Below are 18,354 nucleotides of genomic sequence, written 5' to 3' on the forward strand. Positions count from 1 at the left end.
CTTCGGACATTTCCGAAATTCCTGATTCGACGGCCGAAGGCCGCGGCGATCGCGGGCGGCGCGGGCGGTCCAAGCGGGATCGGGACGCACCGCCGCCTAAGCCGGTGGACGCTCGGGAGGCGGCGCGGGAGATCTGTCTGCGGCAGCTGGCCGTTCGGCCGCGGACCCGGGCCGAGCTCGCGACCGCGATGCGCAAGCGTGGCGTCGAGGACGAGATCGCCGCGGAGATTCTCGATCGGTACGACGAGGTCGGCATCATCGACGACGCCGCGTTCGCCCGGGCCTGGGTGAGCAGTCGCCATCACGGTAAGGGGCTCTCGCGGCGGGCACTGGCCGGCGAGCTGCGGCGCAAGGGTGTCTCCGCGGACGAGATGGGGGAGGCGCTGGAGGAGCTGACCCCGGACCTGGAGGAGGAGACGGCCAAGGCACTGGTCGTACGCCGCCTCCGCACCGAGACCCGCGCCACCCCCGAGGCCGTCTTCCGGCGGTTGGTCGGGATGCTGGGCCGCAAGGGGTACCCGCCGGGCCTCGCGATCCGCCTCGTCAAGGACGCCATGGCCGAACGCGCGGACGCGGCCGAGTTCGCGGACTCCATCGACGCCGACGCCCTGGCCGACGCGGCGATCGACCCCGACGCCCAGTAGCCGCGCCGCGGGTCACCGAGCGCCCGTCGCGCATCTTGCGCCCCTGTCGCCCGTCGCTCTCTTTGCGCCCGTCGCCCGTCGCCCGTCGCCCGTCGCCCGTCGCCGGTCGCGCATCCGGTGCCCTGTTGCCGGTTGATCGTCTCGCGCTCGTTGTGCGCTTTGTGCTCGTCGGCGCCCCGTCGCGCATCTCGTGTTCGGCGGCGCTCATCCGATGTCTTGCCCGTGTTCGTGCTCGCGTGCGCGGTGATGGGCGGGATCTCTACCGCTCGCATTCCGGGTTGAGCCGTATCCAGGGTGTGTCGGATCTGCGCTTCGTGATGGCGGGTGGATGGCTTGCGCGTGGTGCTTGCGGGCTTATGGCGTTGTGGCGGGTTCCGTTCCATGTCGGGGCGTACTTGCCGTGTTCAGGGGCGCGCTCGGGGTGATGGGTGTCGATGGTGACGTTGGTGGCGCACACTGTCTGTGGTGGAATGGTTGCGCAGATCGGGGCGGGGCCTGTGCGCTCTGGTGTCGTACCGTCACGTGCTGTGGAAGTTTCTGGCACCTGGACGACCGACATGCCGGAAAGGTCCGTACAAAAGTTGCCGCTGGGGTGTTTCGGCTGGCGGGGGTACTTGACGGACTTACGTCCCGTATGGTGCCCGATCATGAGTCCTTGACCGAAGCGGCCTTCACGACCTAGCCTCGGCGTTACTAGATGGAGACCGCCCAACCACCGCGGGTTTACCGCACAACATAGATCGCGTCACAGATCAGCATCACTTACTAGATTCACAGCGGATATGAGCGCCACGCCTTGCGGGAGGTGTCGGCGCTAGCAGCGACCCAGCAGCGGGGCCCCCTAGGTCCCGATATCGATATATCTTGATGCGCAGTGGTCGGGCGTCTCCTCCACAACACCCGCCGTCGCATGTGCGCGGCGCCGAGCGGAGCGAGGTGACGTCGTGACGGAGTGCGCCCGTGTCATCCTCTGCGACCCCGAAAGCCCCGGCGGCCTGACGGCCCCCGAGGCGAGCGCGGGACGACCCCGCGACGGCGCGCGATCGGCCTCGGCGCTTGATACCGACGGCGACGAGAGCGACGGACGCATCCCCGGAGTACAGGACGGGCCGACGGTGGGTCAGACCGTCGGGCATGGTGATGTCCCGGGGCGAACCACGCACGTCGGGCTTGAGCGGCGAACCCGGGCGGCCGGCCCAAGTAGGGTGGCTATCGGGGGCGGGACCGCCCATGCGGACAGGGCGGTGCGTGTGAGTAGAGCGTCGGGCGCGAACCGGGCACGAGCGGTGCGGCCCCCAGCCGGCCCGTGCCTCGGTCGTGGCGCGCAGACCCCCGAGGAACAGCGGCGGCGGAGCGCGAGCGACCTGTGGAAAGCGTCCTACCGGAACGAGCCGGCTCTTCGGAACGAGCGGGCTCCCCGAAGCCGGGGCGAGCTGGTCCTCCAGAACGAGAACGAGCCGGCTCCCCGAAGTCAGAACGAGAACGAGCCGGCGCTCCGGAATGAGCCGGCCTTCCGAAGCCGGAATGAGCTGGGTCCCCGGAACAGTCCCGAGGCGCGGGTCATCCTGAGCCGGGCGGCGGGCGTGGGCTCGGTGCGGCAGGTGGCGGCGTGACCGGGGTACAGATTGCGCTGACGGTGGCGATGGCCGTGCTCGTGGTCGTCGTCGTGGCGGTGCTCCTCGTGGCGCTCAAGACCGTGCGCCGGCTCGGCGGGAACGTCACCGTGGCGGTGCCGGCCGGGGATGATCCCGCGTTCCTGGCCGAGAAGGATCGGCAGGAGCATTCGCTCGCCTCGTTGCGTACGGCGGCGGAGGATGCCACGGCCGCGGTGGATGAGGCGCGGGCGGCGGCCGCGGCCGCGCGTACCGAGGCGGCGGCCGCGAAGGCCGAGGCCAGTTCGGCTCGGTCGGAGGCGCGGCGGATCCTCGACGCGGCGCGGGCCGAGGCCGACTCATTGCTCGAACGGGCGCACCGGCAGGCCGAGACCGACGCGGAGCAGGCCCGGGCGACCGCGCGGCGGGCCGGGGAGCGCGAGGTCAACCAGCTCACCGCGGTCGCGAAGGAGCAGTCGCAGGACGCGGAGCGGCGCCAGCGCCGGCTCGACGAGCGGGAGCGGCTGCTGGCCGAGGAGGCCGAGCGGCTGGCGGAGCGGGATCGGCGCATCAGCAGTACCGAAGCGGATCTTTTGGAACGCGAAGCGTCTTTTGCCCGGAGGGACTCGGAGCTTGCCGAGGGCGAGGAGCGCCACCGCGAGGAGCTGGAGCGCATCGCCGGGCTGACCTCCGACGCGGCCCGGGTCGAGGTCGTCGAGACGATCGAGGCGCAGGCCAAGCGCGAGGCGGCGCTGCTCGTGCGGGACATCGAGAACGACGCGCGCAACACGGCCGAGCAGCGGGCGCGGCACATCGTGGTCGACGCGATCCAGCGGGTGGCCAGCGAGCAGACCGCCGAGAGCGTGGTCAGCGTGCTGCACCTGCCCAGCGACGAGATGAAGGGCCGGATCATCGGCCGCGAGGGGCGCAACATCCGCGCGTTCGAGTCGACGACCGGGGTGAACCTGATCATCGACGACACGCCCGAGGCCGTGCTGCTGTCGTGCTTCGATCCGGTACGCCGGGAGATCGGCCGCCTCACCCTCGAGAAGCTGGTGCTCGACGGGCGGATCCATCCGCACCGCATCGAGGAGGTCTTCGACCAGGCCAAGCACGAGGTGGAGCGGCTGTGCCACCGCGCGGCCGAGGACGCGCTCGTCGAGGTGGGCATCACCGACCTGCACCCCGAGCTCATGACGTTGCTGGGGCGGCTGCGGTACCGCACGTCGTACGGCCAGAACGTGCTCAAGCACCTCGTGGAGACCGCGCACATCGCCGGCATCATGGCGGCCGAGCTGCGCCTCGACGCGGCGATCATCAAGCGGTCGGCGTTCCTGCACGACATCGGCAAGGCGCTCACCCACGAGGTCGAGGGCAGCCATGCGCTGATCGGGGCCGATGTCGCGCGCAAGTACGGCGAGCACGAGGACGTCGTCCACGCCATCGAGGCGCACCACAACGAGGTGCTGCCGCAGACCATCGAGGCGGTGCTCACCCAGGCCTCGGACGCGTGCTCCGGCGGGCGCCCGGGGGCGCGGCGGGAGAGCCTGGAGGCGTACGTCAAGCGCCTCGAACGCATCGAGGAGATCGCCGGAGGCAAGTCGGGGGTCGAGAAGGTCTTCGCGATGCAGGCCGGGCGCGAGATCCGGGTCATGGTGCGGCCCGACGACGTCGACGACATCGGGGCGGCGGTGCTGGCTCGCGATGTGGCCAAGCAGATCGAGGAGGAGCTGACCTATCCGGGTCAGATCCGCGTCACGGTCGTGCGCGAGTCGCGGGTCACCGAGATCGCTCGCTGAGGCGGGGCCCGGGCGCCCGTTGGTCGCGGTGCCGTGGGTCGGCGGCCGTCTATCTGAGAAGCGGGGGTCGTTGCCCGAGAAGCGCGTTGCCGCAGGTCGCGATCAGTGGCCCGGAAAAATGATGATAAAGGCGATTTATCCGGTGCGGAGCGCCGGATAAATCGGGCTGGGCCGAGCCGGGCGGTGACCCAGCCAAGCCGTGCCGCGGCCGTAGCTGTGCTGTGACCGCGCCCGTCAGGCTGGGGCGATCAAGCTGTCGCCCACCATGTACGTGCTCTTGACCTTGTATGCCCAGATCAGCTTGTCCGCCGTGTCCAGGTTGCCCCGGGCGTCGAACTTGATCTCGCGGCCCGTTGCGGCGCCCTTGCCCTTGTACGTTGACATGTACGACAGCATGTTCTCGCGGGTGCCCTTGCCCGCCGCGAAGCCCGCCAGGAACACCCCCGTCGCGTCGTACGCCTCCGGGCCGTAGTAGCTGGCCTGCGCGCCGAACGTGCCCTGGTACTTCGAGGCGAAGTCCGCCCCGGCGTCCTTCGACGGCACGCACGGGCAGGTGACGATCACGCCCTCGGCCTTGCCCTCGGTCTTGGTCACGAAGCTCTGCGTGAACAGCTTGTCCGAGCCGACGATCGGCAGATCCGACTTGGCCGCGCGCAGCGCCTTCACGAAGTTGATGGCGTCCGCCGAGACGCCCGCGAAGTACACCGCGTCCGGGCCGGAGTCGGTGACCTGCTTGACCGCCGAGGCGAAGTCGGTGTCGGTCTGGTGGATCGAGACGGACACGCCCGTCGCGCTGCCGAGCACGTTCGACACCTCGGTGCGGCCGATCGTGCCGAAGTCCGAGTCGTCGTACACGATCGCGGTCTTCTTGGCCTTCAGCGTGTTCTTGATGTACGCCCCGCCCGCGCGGGCCTGGTCCACGTCGGAGCCGATCGCGCGGTGGAACGTGGCCCAGCCCTGCTTCGCGAGCTTCTCGTCCGGCGCGAACGGCGTGATCATCGGCAGGTTGGCCTTCTCGAGGATCGGGCCGGCCGCGAGGATCTCGTTGTCGTACACGGGGCCGACCACGCCGATCACCTCCTTGTCGTCGACGGCGAGCTGGGCCTTGGCCTTGCTGCCGTCGTCGGTGCCGGTGGTGTCGAACTCCTTGAACTCGACCTTGCAGTTCGGGTGGGCCGCGTTGAAGTCGTCGATGGCGAGCCGGACGCTGTTGCGCATCATCACGCCGTCGTCGGAGTTGTCGCCGCTGGACATCCCCAGGTACGCGATCTTGTGCCCGCACGCCGGGGACACCGCCGGCAGCGCCTGGTCCGAGGGGCCGTCCCCGCCGCCGCCGTTGTCGGAACCGTCGCGGTTGACCGCCCAGACGATCCCGCCGACGATCAGCAGCAGCGCGAGGGTGCCGCCGCCGATGGCCGCGACCAGCCCTCCGCGTCGTTTCTTCGGCGGCGGTACCGGTGGATAGCCGCCCTGCCACGTCGGCGCGGGGCTGGCCGGCATGGCGGTCACCGGCACCGGACGCACCGGCTGCTGCGGCATCACCGGCTGCCGCGGGACCGGGAAGGCCACCGTCGGGCGCTGCGGCGGCGGAGGCGAGACGGGCCTCTGCGGCTGCGGGTGTACCGGCTGAGGCGCCACGACCGGCATCGTGCTCGTCTGGATCAGCGGCGGCAGGTGCGGCGTGTTCGACGGCATGCTGAACCCGGGCGACACCGGCTGCCCCGACACCGGCGCGGCCGACACCGGGGCCGCGGCGACGTCGCCGCTGAGCTCGTGGCCCCCGGCGCCCGAGGTCGGGCCGCCCGAGGTCGCGACCGGGCCGCCGGAGATCGGCGAGGTCGCGCCGCCGGCCGCGCCCGAGACCGGCGCGCGGCCCGTGGGCGGGGCCAGGTGCAGGGCACCCTCGGCGACGACGAGCTCGGGCTGCTCGATCGCGGTCGGGGCCAGGCCGAACGCGCGGTGCAGCAGCGTCGCGGCGAGCGGGATGCGGCTCGAGCCGCCGACGAGGAACACCGCGGAGACGGGCCGGTCGCCCAGGGCCGCCGCGGTGACCGCGATCTGGGTGGCGGTGACGGTGCGGTCCAGGATCGGGCGGGCCAGCTGCTCGAGCTGCTCGCGGCCGATCGGGACGCTCTCGTCGAACAGGGGCACGTGGACGTACGTGGTCGCGGCCCGGCTCAGCATCTCCTTGGCCAGGCGGGCGTCCTCCCACAGCTGCCACGCGGCGCGGCGGTCGGCCTCGGTCTCCGGGTTGGTCAGGCGCCGCCACTGGTCGCCCGCGCGGCCGGCGAAGTTGCGCCCGAGGTACGCCACCACGGCCGCGTCGACGTCGAGGCCGCCCGCGTCCGGCAGGCCCTCGCTCGCGAGGACGTCGAAGCCCCCGCCCGCGTTGCGGCGCACCACGCTGGCGTCGAACGTGCCGGCGCCGAAGTCGTACACCACCGCGATCCCGCCGACCGGCACGTGGGTGCCGACCGTGCCCACGAAGTACGACGCCGCCGCGATCGGCTCGGCGGACAGCAGCGGCACCGGGAGCCCCGCGGCCACGGCGGCCTGGGAGAGCGTCTGGCGGCGCTGGGGCGGCCAGGTCGCGGGGTGCGTGATCATCACGTGCGCCGGCTTGGCCCCGGCGACCCGCTCGGCCTCGGCCGCGACCCGGCGCAGGACAGTGGTGACGAGCTCGGCGACGGGGACCTCACGCTCGCCGAGCCAGACGGTGCCCTCCTCGACGCGCCGCTTCGGGTAGGGCTCGAAGCGGTGCGGCTGGAGCCGCGCCGAGTGCACCGCGTCACGTCCGGTCAGGATGCTGCCGTCGGCGTTGGCGTACACCGCCGACGGCAGCAGGGGCGAGCCGTCGAAGAGGAGGGGCTTGGTGCGCCCGTCCGGCCAGCGCAGGACCGCGACCGTGTTCGAGGTTCCGAAGTCGATGCCCAACCGGAAGCCAGTGTCCGCCACTCGCGCAGCGTACGCACCGGACGCAACCTTGCCAATCAACTCAAAGCACGGCTCCGCCGCCGGCCCCGGTGTCGACCGACAGCGGGATCGGCTTGGCCGCGGTCTTGACCCGCTTGCCGCCGGTGAGGCGCTTCTGCAGCCAGAAGGCGAACCAGGACAACAGGCCGCAGGTGCCGATGTACATCGTGGCGACGACCAGGTACGCGGGCACGTACGGCAGGCCGAACGGCAGTCGGCCGCCGATCTGCTTGCCAACGTACAACAGCTCCGGCAGCTGGATGATGAAGCCCAGCGCGGTGTCCTTGAGCAGCACCACGACCTGGCTGACGATGGCCGGCAGCATGGCCCGGACCGCCTGCGGCAGCAGGATGGACACCATCACCTGGGTCTTGCGCATGCCCAGCGCGTACGCGGCCTCGGACTGGCCCCGGGGCACGGCGAGCACGCCGGCCCGGAAGATCTCGGCCAGCACGGCGCCGTTGTACAGCGTGAGCCCGATCACCAGCGGCCAGAACGGGCCGACCTTGTAGCCGAGCTGGATCGGGCCGTAGTACGCGAAGAAGATGAGCACCAGCAGCGGGATGGCCCGGAACAGCTCGACGACGAACGAGGTCGGGGCCCGGAAGTACAGGTGGTCGCTGAGCCGCCCGGTCGCCAGCAGGGCGCCGAACGCCAGCGCGAGCACGGCCGCGACGCCGGCGGTGCGCATCGTGGTCAGGTACCCGTCGAGGATCTGCTGCTGGATCGAGGCGTACTCGAACTGCTGCCACTTGATCGGATCGAACTGACCCGTGTCGTAGAAGCGCAGCACGATGTACGTCAGCAGCGCCACGATCCCGATGAGGCTCACGACGCCGAGCAGCCGGTTGCGCACCCGGGCCTTGGGACCGGGCAGGTCGTAGAGGATGTTGCTCATCGGGCGACCCCCCAGCGGCGCTCGAGTGTGCGCTGCAGCGCGACCAGCGGGATCACGAGGATCAGGAAGCCGATCGCGATCCACAGGATGCTGTAGATCTGGTTCTCGCCGCGCTCGGAGAGGTACGCCTGGATCTGGCCCGCCTCGGCGACCGAGAAGCCGGCGGCGATCGTGGTGTTCTTGAGCATGGCGTTGAGGACGCTGACCATCGGCGGTACCACGGTGCGGAAGGCCTGGGGCAGCACGACGAGGCCGAGCACCTGGCCGAACGTCATGCCCAGCGCGCGGGCGGCCTCGGCCTGCCCGACCGGCACCGTGTTGATGCCGGAGCGCAGCGCCTCGCACACGAACGCGCTGGTGTAGGCGGTGAGCGCGATGCAGGCGCTGGGGAAGTAGTCGATGTTGACGTCCAGCTTCGGCACCGCGAACACGAGCAGCGCGAAGACCAGCGTGAGCGGGCAGTTGCGCAGCAGCAGCACATAGGTGGTGCCGAAGCCGCGCAGGGCGGGCACCGGAGACACGCGCATCGCGGTCAGCAGGATCCCGAAAACCAGCGAGCCGACCGCGGCGATCAGGAACAACTGGATCGTGGTCCAGAAATGGGACCCGATCACATCCCAGTTGTCCGTGAGGACGTGAAGAAACTCGTTCATCCGCTGCCCATCGGAGGGGAATAAGGGCGAGACGCCGCCCCGCAGTGGGGGCGGCGTCCCGTGGTCAGGATCAGTACTTCTCGAGCGGCGGGATCGTCGCGGTGGAGCCGGACTTGCCCAGGGTGCCGTCGTAGATCTTCTGCCAGGTGCCGTCCTGCTCGGCCTTCTCCAGCGAGGCGTTGACGAAGTCGCGCAGCGCCTTGTCGTCGTGGGCCAGGCCGATGCCGTACTTCTCCGGGTACGGCTTGCCGGTCGCCGGGTCGGTGAACGGCTTGCCGACGACCTTCAGCAGGCTCGGGTTCTGCGCGGCGTAGCCCTTGAGGATCGCGTCGTCGGTGGTGACCGCGTCGACCTTCTTGTCGATCAGCTGCGAGACGCACTCGGAGTAGGTCTTGAACTCCACGATGTTGCTGTCCTCGGTGAGCTTCTGGTCACGCACCCGCTGGATCGGCGTCGAGCCGGTGGCGGAGCAGACCTTCTTGCCCTTCAGCGACGCCGAGCCGGTGATGGACGTGTCGTCCTTGCGCACCAGCAGGTCCTGCGCGGCGATGAAGTACGGCCCGGCGAAGGAGACGTCGGCCTTGCGCTTGTCGGTGATCGAGTAGGTGCCGACGTAGTAGTCGACCTCGCCACCCTTGATCGACGTCTCGCGGTTCGCGGACGCGACCTCCTTGTACTCGATCTTCGACGGGTCGATGCCGAGCTTCGAGGCGACCAGCTGGGCGATCTCGATGTCGAAGCCGCAGCGCTTGCCCGAGGCGTCCTTGTAGCCGAGGTTCGGCTGGTCGAACTTGACGCCCACGATGACCTTGCCGGCCGACTTGATCTTCGCGAACGTCGGGCTGCCCGCGATGTCGACGCCCGAGGCGGGCGTCAGCGCCACGCCGGACGACGTGCAGGCGTCGCTCGCCGCCTGGGGCGCGCCGGAGCCCGCCGGGGTCTCCGGCGTGGGCGTGCCCTCCTTGCCGCAGGCAGCAAGGCCGAGTGAAAGCGTGGCGACGGCGGCGATGGCCGCGATGCGCATGATTCGCATGTTCTGGTGTGCTCCTTCCATTACCTCAGAGCCGATCCCGGGCGAGCCGGGCGGCCGTTGGCGCAACCGGGGTGGTGCGCCGTCTCGTGTGCCGAGGGTGTGATCTATGTCAGTGGCGTGTGCGGCGAAGCCGCTCTAGTGAGTCAGGATCTTCGAGAGGAAGTCCCTGGCCCGGTCGGTGCGCGGGTTGGCGAAGAACTCCGCCGGCGCCGCCTCCTCGACCAGCTGGCCGTCGGCCATGAACACGACGCGGTTGGCCGCGTGCCGGGCGAAGCCCATCTCGTGGGTGACGACGACCATCGTCATGCCCTCCTTGGCCAGGCCGGTCATGACGTCGAGCACCTCGCCGACCATCTCCGGGTCGAGCGCGCTCGTCGGCTCGTCGAACAGCATCGCCTTGGGCTGCATCGCCAGGGCGCGCGCGATCGCCGCGCGCTGCTGCTGGCCGCCGGAGAGCTGGGCCGGGTACTTCTCCGCCTGCTGCGCGATGCCGACCCGCTGGAGCAGGGCCGCCGCGCGCTCGCGGACCACGGCGGGCTTCTCCTTGCGCACCTTGACCGGCCCGAGCATGACGTTCTCGAGGATCGTCTTGTGCGCGAAGAGGTTGAACGACTGGAAGACCATGCCGACCTCGCTGCGCAGCCGGGCGAGGGGCTTGCCCTCCGCCGGCAGCTGCGTGCCGTCGAACACGATCTCGCCGTCGTTGATGGGCTCGAGCCGGTTGATCGCCCGGCAGAGCGTCGACTTGCCCGACCCCGAGGGGCCGACCACCACGACGACCTCGCCGCGGCCGATCGACAGGTTGATGTCCTTCAACACGTGCAGCTCGCCGAACCACTTGTTCACGCCGTTGAGCACGATCAAAGGCTCTGCCGTCATGTCCCGCCCCACTATGTCGCGACGCCGCGTCGCCTGCCCAGTGCGAATGACGTTAGCCGGGCAAAGGCTGCTGATCCGCGACACAGTGGTCACGGGCCGATAACGACGTCCGAATTGCGTGACGTGTCCCTGACAGGTTCCCTACAGCCTCCGTTTGATCACAACGAGCAACCCGGCGATGCTGATGGCCATGCGGATCCTCGTGACCAATGACGACGGCATCGACAGCCCCGGCCTGCTCACGCTCGCCGAGTGGGTGATGCGCGCCGGGTACGAGACGGTGGTCGCCGCGCCCGTGGAGGAGTCCTCGGGCGCGAGCGCCGCCCTGCTGGCGGTCGACGACGGCGGGCGCATCCAGATGGAAGAGCGAGGCATCGACGGTACCGCCGCCGCTTTTGCGGTTTCGGCAACGCCGGCCTTCATCGTGCTGCTGGCCACCCGGGGTGCGTTCGGGCCGCCGCCGGACGTGGTCGTGTCCGGCATCAACCGGGGCCCCAACACCGGCGCCGCGGTGCTGCACTCCGGCACCGTCGGGGCCGCCCTCACCGCCGTGGCCAACGGCTGCCCGGCGCTCGCGGTCTCCCTCGACGTGCCCCCGGACGCCGTCGAGGCCAACTGGGACACCGCCGCGGAGGTCGCGGTCGACCTGTTACCGCTGCTGAACGGCCCGTTCGCGCTCAACGTCAACGTGCCCGACGTCGAGGCCGGCGCGCTGCGCGGCATCCGCCGGGCCCACCTGGCCGAGTTCGGCATCGTGCAGATGACGCTGCGCGAGCGCGGCGAGGGCTTCGTGAGCATGTCCCTGGAGCAGGTGGGGGAGGTCCCCGAGCCGGGCAGCGACGACGGGTGGCTGCGTGACGGGTACGTCGCGGTCACGCCCCTGTTCCCGCCCGGCGAGGCGGCGGACGTGGAGCTGCCGGGGCTCGTGGATACGGCCGGCGAACACATCGGGGGCTAAGCTTTGCCTCGCTATGACTGACACTCGTACCTTCCGCGTGATCACCTACGGCTGCCAGATGAATGCGCACGACTCCGAGCGCATCTCCGGGCTGCTGGAGGAGGCCGGCTACGTGCCGGCGGCCGGCGACGGCGAGCCCGACGTGGTCGTGTTCAACACGTGCGCGGTGCGGGAGAACGCGGACAACCGGCTCTACGGCAACCTCGGCCACCTGCGCCCCACGAAGCTCGCGCACCCCGGCATGCAGATCGCCGTCGGCGGCTGCCTGGCCCAGAAGGACCGCGGCGACATCGTGAAGAAGGCGCCCTGGGTCGACGTCGTCTTCGGCACCCACAACATCGGCTCGCTGCCGGTGCTGCTCGAGCGCGCCCGGCACAACGCCGCCGCCGAGGTCGAGATCCTCGAGTCGCTCGAGGTCTTCCCGTCGACGCTGCCGACCCGCCGCGAGTCCACCTACGCCGGCTGGGTCTCCATCTCGGTCGGCTGCAACAACACGTGCACGTTCTGCATCGTGCCGGCGCTGCGCGGCCGCGAGAAGGACCGCCGGCCGGGCGACGTGCTGGCCGAGGTCCGGGCGCTGGCGGCCGAGGGCGTGCTCGAGGTGACGCTGCTCGGCCAGAACGTGAACTCCTACGGGGTCGAGTTCGGCGACCGGTACGCGTTCGGCAAGCTTCTGCGCGCCTGCGGCTCGGTCGACGGCCTGGAGCGCGTGCGCTTCACCAGCCCGCACCCGAAGGACTTCACCGACGACGTGATCGCGGCCATGGCCGAGACGCCGAACGTGTGCCACTCGCTGCACATGCCGCTGCAGTCGGGCTCGGACGACGTGCTGCGGGCGATGCGGCGCTCGTACCGCGCGGAGAAGTACCTGGGGATCATCGAGAAGGTCCGCGCGGCCATGCCGGACGCCGCGATCACCACCGACATCATCGTGGGCTTCCCGGGCGAGACCGACGCCGACTTCGAGCGGACGCTCGACGTGGTGCGCGCGGCCCGCTACTCCAGCGCGTTCACGTTCCAGTACTCGAAGCGCCCCGGCACCCCGGCGGCCTCGATGGACCTGCAGGTGCCGAAGGCCGTGGTCCAGGAGCGCTACGACCGGTTGATCGCCGTGCTCGAGGAGATCAGCTGGGCCGAGAACAAGCGCTTGGTCGGTACGACGCTCGAGGTGCTCGCGGCCGTGGGTGAGGGGCGCAAGGACACGGCGACGGGGCGGCTCTCGGGCCGGGCCCGGGACGGGCGGCTGGTGCACTTCGCGGCGGACGCGGACGCGGGCATCCGGCCGGGGGACATCGTGCACACCACGGTGACGTACGCGGCGCCGCACCACCTCAACGCCGACGGGCCGCTCGTGTCGCACCGCCGCACCCGGGCGGGCGACGCTTGGGAGGCCGGGCGGGTGACGCGGACGCCGGGGGTCTCGCTGGGCATGCCGTCGATCGGCGCGCCGCCCCCGCAGCCGGCCACGACCCACTGCTGACCGGCGGAAAGACCTCTGAAAAGCGTTGACCACTACACGCACGCGGCGTGTAGTGGTCAACTTTCTATGTCGGACGGGACGCTGCCCGTCACCGGAGAAGTCCGTCAGGCGGTGTGCTCCGCCATGGCCAGGAACTTGCGCTTCGACTCCAGGGCCTTCTCGGCCTCCTTGATGCGCCGCTGGTCGCCGGCGGCCTGGGCGCTCGCCAGCTGCTGCTCGGCCCGGGCCACCTGCTCGCGCATCTGGGCGAGCAGCGGGCTGGCCTCGGGCGGGGTGCGGCGCCACGCCGCGTCCATCGCGGACTTGACCTTGTCCTCGACGTTGCGGAGGCGGCGGTCCAGGGTCGCCTGCGACTCGCGGGGCACGCGGCCCACCTCGTGCCAGGTGCCCTGGATCTCGCGCAGCTTGTTCTGCGCGCCCTTCGGGTCGCCGTCGATGTCCAGGGCCTCGGCCTGGGCCAGGAGCTCCTGCTTGCGCTCGAGGTTGCCCTTGAACTCGGCATCCCTGGCCGAGAATACCTCGCTACGCCGCTTGAAGAAGGCATCCTGAGCGGCCCGGAAGCGTTCCCAGAGCTTCTGCTCCGTGTCCTTCGCGGCGCGCGGGGCCGTCTTCCACTCGTTCATGAGCTCCTTGAGGCGGGCGGCCGTCGCGTTCCACTCGGTGGACTCCGACAGGCCCTCGGCCTCGATGACGAGCTCTTCCTTGCGGCCCTGGGCCTGCTTGCGGGTGGAGTCCAGGGTGGCGAAGTGGGCGCCGCGGCGGCGGGTGAAGGCGTCGCGGGCGGCGGCGTAGCGCTTCCAGAGCTCGCTCTCGGCCTTCTTCTCGACGCCGTGGATCGCCTTCCACTCGTCGAGGATCTCCTTGAGGCGGTCGCCGGCCGTCTTCCAGCCGGTCGCCTCGGACGCGATGAGCTCGGCCTCCTCGACCAGGGTGGTCTTGCGGGCGAGCGACTCGGCCCGGGCCGCGTCGCGGGCGGCCCGCGCGGCGCCGGCCTTCTCCTCGGCGATCGCCGTGAGCTTGTCCAGCCGGGCGGCGAGGCCGTCGATGTCACCCACGACGTGGGCCTCGTCGAGGCCGCTGCGCAGACGGCGGATGGTGGACAGCGACTGGCCGGCGTCGGCGGCGCCGCTGCCGAGCCGCGCCTCGATCAGGTCGACCTCGGTCACCAGGTCGGCGAACCGGCGCGCGAAGTGGGCCAGGCCCTCCTCGGGCGTCCCGGCCTGCCAGGACCCGATTGGGCGCTCACCGGCGGCCGTCTTCACGAAGACATTGCCGTCGGTGTCGATCCGTCCGAACTCCGTAGGGTCGCTCATCTGCCCATCCTCGCTCCCGGCGCCCGTAGGATCGGGTATCCCACCTTCACGCCGCCATCGCACAGCAAAGTTCCCCAGGGCATTCTCACAGGTGTGCCCCGGGGCCGGTCGAGGGCCTGCGGCCGAACCGTGACCATTCCGGTGCCATTCAAAGGCCGCAGAGCTTCGCAGAGACCGTCCCCGATAACGTTAGGTCGTGTCACTCGTCGCCGCCGCAGTCTGCCCACATCCGCCACTGCTCGTGCCGGAGCTGGCCGCCGGGGCGGCGTCCGAGCTCGACGACCTGCGGGCGGCCTGCCGCGCCGCGGTGGCGCACCTGGCGGATGCCTCGGTCGACTCGCTCATCGTCCTCGGTTCTGATAGCACGACGGTACGCCGTGACCCCCCGTTCGGGGGGACCCTCTCCCCGTGGGGCATCGATCTCCCGATCGGTGACCCGTCCGGCGAGCAGCTTCCGCTCAGCCTCCTGATCGGCGCGTGGCTGGCCCCGGCGGCCGGAAACTTCCAGAGCGTGGCCGCCGACGCCGATCCCGGCGAGTGCGCGCGCCTCGGCCGCAAGCTGGCCGGCGAGGCCGAGCGGGTCGGGCTGCTGGTGCTCGGCGACGGCTCTGCGTGCCGTACCGAAAAGGCGCCCGGCTTCTTCGACCCGCGCGCCGAGGCCTTCGACGCCGCCGTCGCCGCCGCCCTCGCCGGGGCCGACGCCGCCGCGCTGGCCGCGATCGACCCGGCCGAGGCGACCGAGCTGCTCGTCGCCGGCCGCGCGCCGTGGCAGGTGCTCGCCGGGGCCAAGGACCGCGACATGCACGGGGAGTTGCTGTACGACTCCGCTCCGTACGGTGTCGCCTACTTCGTGGCGAAGTGGAGTGCGGAGGAAGCATGACGCACGACGTCATCGCCATCGTCGGCCCGACGGCCGCGGGCAAGTCGGCGCTGAGCCTGCGCCTCGCGGACGAGCTGGGCGGGGAGGTCGTCAACGCCGACTCCATGCAGCTGTACCGCGGCATGGACATCGGCACCGCCAAGCTCACCGAGCCCGAGCGCGCCGGTGTCCCGCACCATGTCCTGGACATATGGGACGTCACCGAGCCGGCCAGCGTGGCCGTGTACCAGGGCCTCGCCCGCGCCGCGATCGAGGACATCGCCGCGCGCGGACGCGTACCGCTGCTCGTCGGCGGCTCCGGCCTCTACGTGCGGGCCGTGCTCGAGGACTTCGACTTCCCCGGCACCGACCCCGAGCTGCGCGCCGAGCTGGAGCGGGAGCTGCAGGAGGTCGGGCCCGCGCCGCTGTACGCCCGGCTGCAGGCGGCCGACCCGGTCGCCGCCGGGCGCATCCTGCCCAGCAACGGCCGGCGCATCGTGCGCGCCCTCGAGGTGAACGCGCTGACCGGCACCGCCTTCACCGCGCAGCTGCCGCAGCCGCGCCGGGTGTACGACGCCCTCCAGCTCGGCGTCGACGTCGACACGGCGCTGCTCGACGCGCGGATCGACGCGCGCGTCGAGCAGATGTGGGCGCTGGGCTTCGTGGAGGAGGTGCGCGGCCTGCTCGGCCGCGGGCTGCGCGACGGGCGCACGGCGAGCGGCGCGCTGGGGTACCGCCAGATCATGAACCTGCTCGACGGGCTCTGCGGGGCCGCGGAAGCCCGCGCCGAGACGGCCCGCGCCACCCGGCGTTTCGTCCGGCGGCAGCGCTCCTGGTTCCGCCGCGACGAGCGGATCGTCTGGCTCGACGGCGCGGCGGCGGACATCACGCGGGCGGCCCTGGGCGCCGTGCGGCAAGATTGACGCCATGCGCTTCGCGAAAGGCCACGGCACGGGCAACGACTTCGTCATCCTGCCCGACCCCGAAGGCACCCTGCCCCTGACCCCGGCCTTCGTCGCCGCCCTGTGCGACCGGCGCCGTGGCATCGGCGCCGACGGCGTCCTGCGGGTCGTGCGCAGCGCCGCCCACCCGGACGCGGAGGCGTCCTCGGCGGGCGCCGAGTGGTTCATGGACTACTGGAACGCCGACGGGTCGCAGTCGGAGATGTGCGGCAACGGGGTCCGCGTCTACGCGCGCTACCTCGCCGAGGCCGGCCTGGTCGCCCCCGAGGGCACGTTCGACCTGGTGACCCGGGCCGGCGTGGTACCGGTCACCATGGGCGAGGAGATCTCGGCGGGAATGCCCGTTCCGCGGGTTTATGTCCAGAGCGAGGCCGTCACCAACGGGGCGGGCTTCGGCGGGACCGCGGTCGACGTCGGCAACCCGCACCTCGTCTGCGCGGTCGACGAGCCGACCCTGGAGGGCCTCGACCTGAGCCGGGCGCCCGTGATCGACCCGCTGATCTTCCCGGCCGGCGTCAACGTCGAGTTCGCCGCGGTGGGCCCGGCCCCGGCCGGCGCCGACCTGTACCGGCGGATGCGCGTGTACGAGCGCGGCTCCGGCGAGACCCAGTCCTGCGGCTCGGGCGCGTGCGCGGTCGCGGCGGTCGCGGTGCACCACGCCGGCCTCGAGACCGGCACCGTGATCGTCGACGTGCTCGGCGGCCGGCTCACCGTCACCCTGTCGCCGGCGGAGTGCCGGCTGCAGGGGCCTGCGGTCATCGTCGCGCACGGCGACGTCGACGCGCAGGCCATCCGGCAGCTGGCGCCCACCTACTCCTGAGCCGGGTGCTCCCCGTCCGGGGTCGAGTCCAGCTGGGGACCCTTCGCCGCGGCCCGCACGGCCGCGGCGACCGCGGTTGCGACCCGCGCGTCGAACACGCTCGGCACGATGACCGACGGGTTGAGCTTGTCCTCGCCGACCGTGTCCGCGATCGCCTGCGCGGCCGCGAGCGCCATCGCCTCGGTGAACTCGCGCGCCTGGGCGTCGAGCATGCCCCGGAACACGCCCGGGAACGCGAGCACGTTGTTGATCTGGTTCGGCTGGTCGGAGCGGCCGGTGGCGACGATCGCGGCGTGCTCGCGGGCCTCCCGCGGGTCGACCTCCGGGTCGGGGTTGGCCAGCGCGAACACGATCGACTGCGGCGCCATCGTGGCGATGTCGTCGCCGGTGAGCAGGTTGGGCGCGCTCACCCCGATGAACACGTCGGCCCCGCGCAGCGCCCCGCGCAGGTCGCCGGCGTAATTGTCCTTGTTGGTGTGGTTGACCAGCCACTGCCACGCGGGCGTGAGACCGGTCATGCCGCGGTGCAGCGCACCGGGCCGGTCGGTGGCGATCACGTCGCCGACGCCCTGGCGGAGCAGAAGCTTCATGATGGCCGTACCGGCGGCGCCGGCCCCGCTCACCACGACCTTGACCTGGCCGATCTGCTTGCCGACCACGCGCAGCGCGTTCGTCAGCGCGGCCAGCACGCAGATGGCCGTGCCGTGCTGGTCGTCGTGGAACACGGGGATGTCGAGCTGCGCGCGCAGCCGCTCCTCGATCTCGAAGCAGCGCGGGGCGGCGATGTCCTCGAGGTTGATCCCGCCGTACGCGGGCGCGATCGCCTTCACGATCGCGATGATCTCGTCGGTGTCCTGGGTGTCGAGCACCACCGGCCAGGCGTCGACCCCGCCGAAGCGTTTGAACAGCGCGGCCTTGCCCTCCATGACCGGCATCGCCGCATAGGGCCCGATGTTGCCGAGGCCGAGCACGGCCGAGCCGTCGGTCACCACGGCGACCGTGTTGCGCTTGATCGTGAGCCGGCGGGCGTCGTCGGGGTTCTCGGCGATGGCCAGGCACACCCGGGCCACGCCGGGGGTGTAGGCGCGGGAGAGTTCGTCGCGGTTGCGCAGCGCGACCTTGGGCGCGACCTCGATCTTGCCGCCGAGGTGCAGCAGGAACGTGCGGTCGGAGACCTTGCGCACGTCGACCCCGTCGAGCTTCTCCAGGCACGCCACGACCTGCTCGGCGTGGGGGGAGTCGGCGGTGTCGCAGGTGAGGTCGACGACCACGTTGGCGTTGTCGGAGTCGACGACGTCGACGGCGGTGACGATGCCGCCGGCCTCGCCGACCGCGGTGGTCAGGCGGCCGATGGCGGAGGCGTCGGCCACGACGGAGACACGGATGGTGAGAGAGAACCCGGCGCTGGGCAGTCTGTGTGTGGCAGGTGTCACGAGCCCATTCTCACCCTCCGCGTCCCCCGGCCGCCGCACCGGGTGCGGATATCAAGTG

14 protein-coding genes are annotated in these 18,354 nt (G+C 71.3%); 7 read left to right on the top strand and 7 right to left on the bottom strand.

The window, feature by feature from the left end:
* Positions 1-8 precede the first annotated feature (8 nt).
* Positions 9-644, top strand: a complete 636-nt coding sequence (locus tag ACPPVO_RS08755; protein WP_426514581.1) for a regulatory protein RecX — start codon at positions 9-11, stop codon at positions 642-644.
* Between the two features lie 1,609 nt (positions 645-2,253).
* The gene (gene rny, locus ACPPVO_RS08760) at positions 2,254-4,035 is read left to right on the top strand and encodes a ribonuclease Y (RefSeq protein WP_426510719.1); all 1,782 of its coding nucleotides are present in this window, start codon (positions 2,254-2,256) and stop codon (positions 4,033-4,035) included.
* A 234-nt stretch (positions 4,036-4,269) separates the two neighbouring features.
* Here rny and ACPPVO_RS08765 read toward each other — a convergent pair whose 3' ends face one another.
* The 5 genes from ACPPVO_RS08765 to ACPPVO_RS08785 form a co-directional block, all read right to left on the bottom strand.
* Positions 4,270-6,990, bottom strand: a complete 2,721-nt coding sequence (locus tag ACPPVO_RS08765; protein WP_426510720.1) for an ABC transporter substrate-binding protein — start codon at positions 6,988-6,990, stop codon at positions 4,270-4,272.
* 40 nt (positions 6,991-7,030) lie between these two features.
* Complete coding sequence (locus ACPPVO_RS08770; protein ID WP_426510721.1) at positions 7,031-7,906, bottom strand: amino acid ABC transporter permease; 876 nt, start codon at positions 7,904-7,906, stop codon at positions 7,031-7,033.
* A complete protein-coding gene (locus ACPPVO_RS08775; RefSeq protein WP_426510722.1) occupies positions 7,903-8,559 on the bottom strand; it encodes an amino acid ABC transporter permease in 657 nt (218 codons plus the stop codon). Before ACPPVO_RS08775 ends, ACPPVO_RS08770 begins: the two co-directional genes overlap by 4 nt.
* A 70-nt stretch (positions 8,560-8,629) precedes the next feature.
* Positions 8,630-9,592 carry a transporter substrate-binding domain-containing protein gene (locus ACPPVO_RS08780; protein ID WP_426510723.1) on the bottom strand — a complete coding sequence of 321 codons (963 nt, stop codon included), beginning with the start codon at positions 9,590-9,592 and terminating at the stop codon, positions 8,630-8,632.
* 135 nt (positions 9,593-9,727) lie between these two features.
* The gene (locus ACPPVO_RS08785) at positions 9,728-10,471 is read right to left on the bottom strand and encodes an amino acid ABC transporter ATP-binding protein (RefSeq protein ID WP_426510724.1); all 744 of its coding nucleotides are present in this window, start codon (positions 10,469-10,471) and stop codon (positions 9,728-9,730) included.
* A gap of 190 nt (positions 10,472-10,661) precedes the next feature.
* Between ACPPVO_RS08785 and surE the strand changes: the two genes are divergently transcribed.
* On the top strand, positions 10,662-11,429 hold the full coding sequence (surE, locus tag ACPPVO_RS08790; RefSeq protein ID WP_426510725.1) for a 5'/3'-nucleotidase SurE: 768 nt from the start codon (positions 10,662-10,664) through the stop codon (positions 11,427-11,429).
* Between the two features lie 13 nt (positions 11,430-11,442).
* Positions 11,443-12,909: a tRNA (N6-isopentenyl adenosine(37)-C2)-methylthiotransferase MiaB gene (gene miaB, locus ACPPVO_RS08795; protein ID WP_426510726.1), complete on the top strand. Its 1,467-nt coding sequence runs from the start codon at positions 11,443-11,445 to the stop codon at positions 12,907-12,909.
* A 104-nt stretch (positions 12,910-13,013) separates the two neighbouring features.
* Here the strand turns inward: miaB and ACPPVO_RS08800 are convergent, their stop codons facing one another.
* Complete coding sequence (locus tag ACPPVO_RS08800; RefSeq protein ID WP_360388740.1) at positions 13,014-14,222, bottom strand: DUF349 domain-containing protein; 1,209 nt, start codon at positions 14,220-14,222, stop codon at positions 13,014-13,016.
* Positions 14,223-14,418: 196 nt separating this feature from the next.
* Here ACPPVO_RS08800 and ACPPVO_RS08805 point away from each other — a divergent pair, with 196 nt between their 5' ends.
* Genes ACPPVO_RS08805 through dapF form a run of 3 tightly spaced genes read left to right on the top strand, consistent with a single transcriptional unit; the run spans position 14,419 to position 16,863 of the window.
* Positions 14,419-15,102, top strand: coding sequence for a hypothetical protein (locus tag ACPPVO_RS08805; RefSeq protein WP_426510727.1), 684 nt, complete (start codon positions 14,419-14,421; stop codon positions 15,100-15,102).
* Positions 15,099-16,004 (top strand): tRNA (adenosine(37)-N6)-dimethylallyltransferase MiaA, encoded by a 906-nt coding sequence (miaA, locus tag ACPPVO_RS08810; RefSeq protein ID WP_426510728.1) that lies wholly within the window; start codon positions 15,099-15,101, stop codon positions 16,002-16,004. Before ACPPVO_RS08805 ends, miaA begins: the two co-directional genes overlap by 4 nt.
* A gap of 4 nt (positions 16,005-16,008) precedes the next feature.
* Positions 16,009-16,863 (top strand): diaminopimelate epimerase, encoded by an 855-nt coding sequence (gene dapF, locus ACPPVO_RS08815; protein WP_426510729.1) that lies wholly within the window; start codon positions 16,009-16,011, stop codon positions 16,861-16,863.
* On the opposite strand, the gene ACPPVO_RS08820 is transcribed toward dapF, so the two are convergent.
* Positions 16,854-18,296: an NAD-dependent malic enzyme gene (locus ACPPVO_RS08820; RefSeq protein WP_426510730.1), complete on the bottom strand. Its 1,443-nt coding sequence runs from the start codon at positions 18,294-18,296 to the stop codon at positions 16,854-16,856. The two genes, dapF and ACPPVO_RS08820, sit on opposite strands and share 10 nt — an antisense overlap.
* Between the last annotated feature and the right edge of the window lie 58 nt (positions 18,297-18,354).

Source organism: Dactylosporangium sp. McL0621 (assembly GCF_049995355.1).
GTDB lineage: Bacteria > Actinomycetota > Actinomycetes > Mycobacteriales > Micromonosporaceae > Dactylosporangium.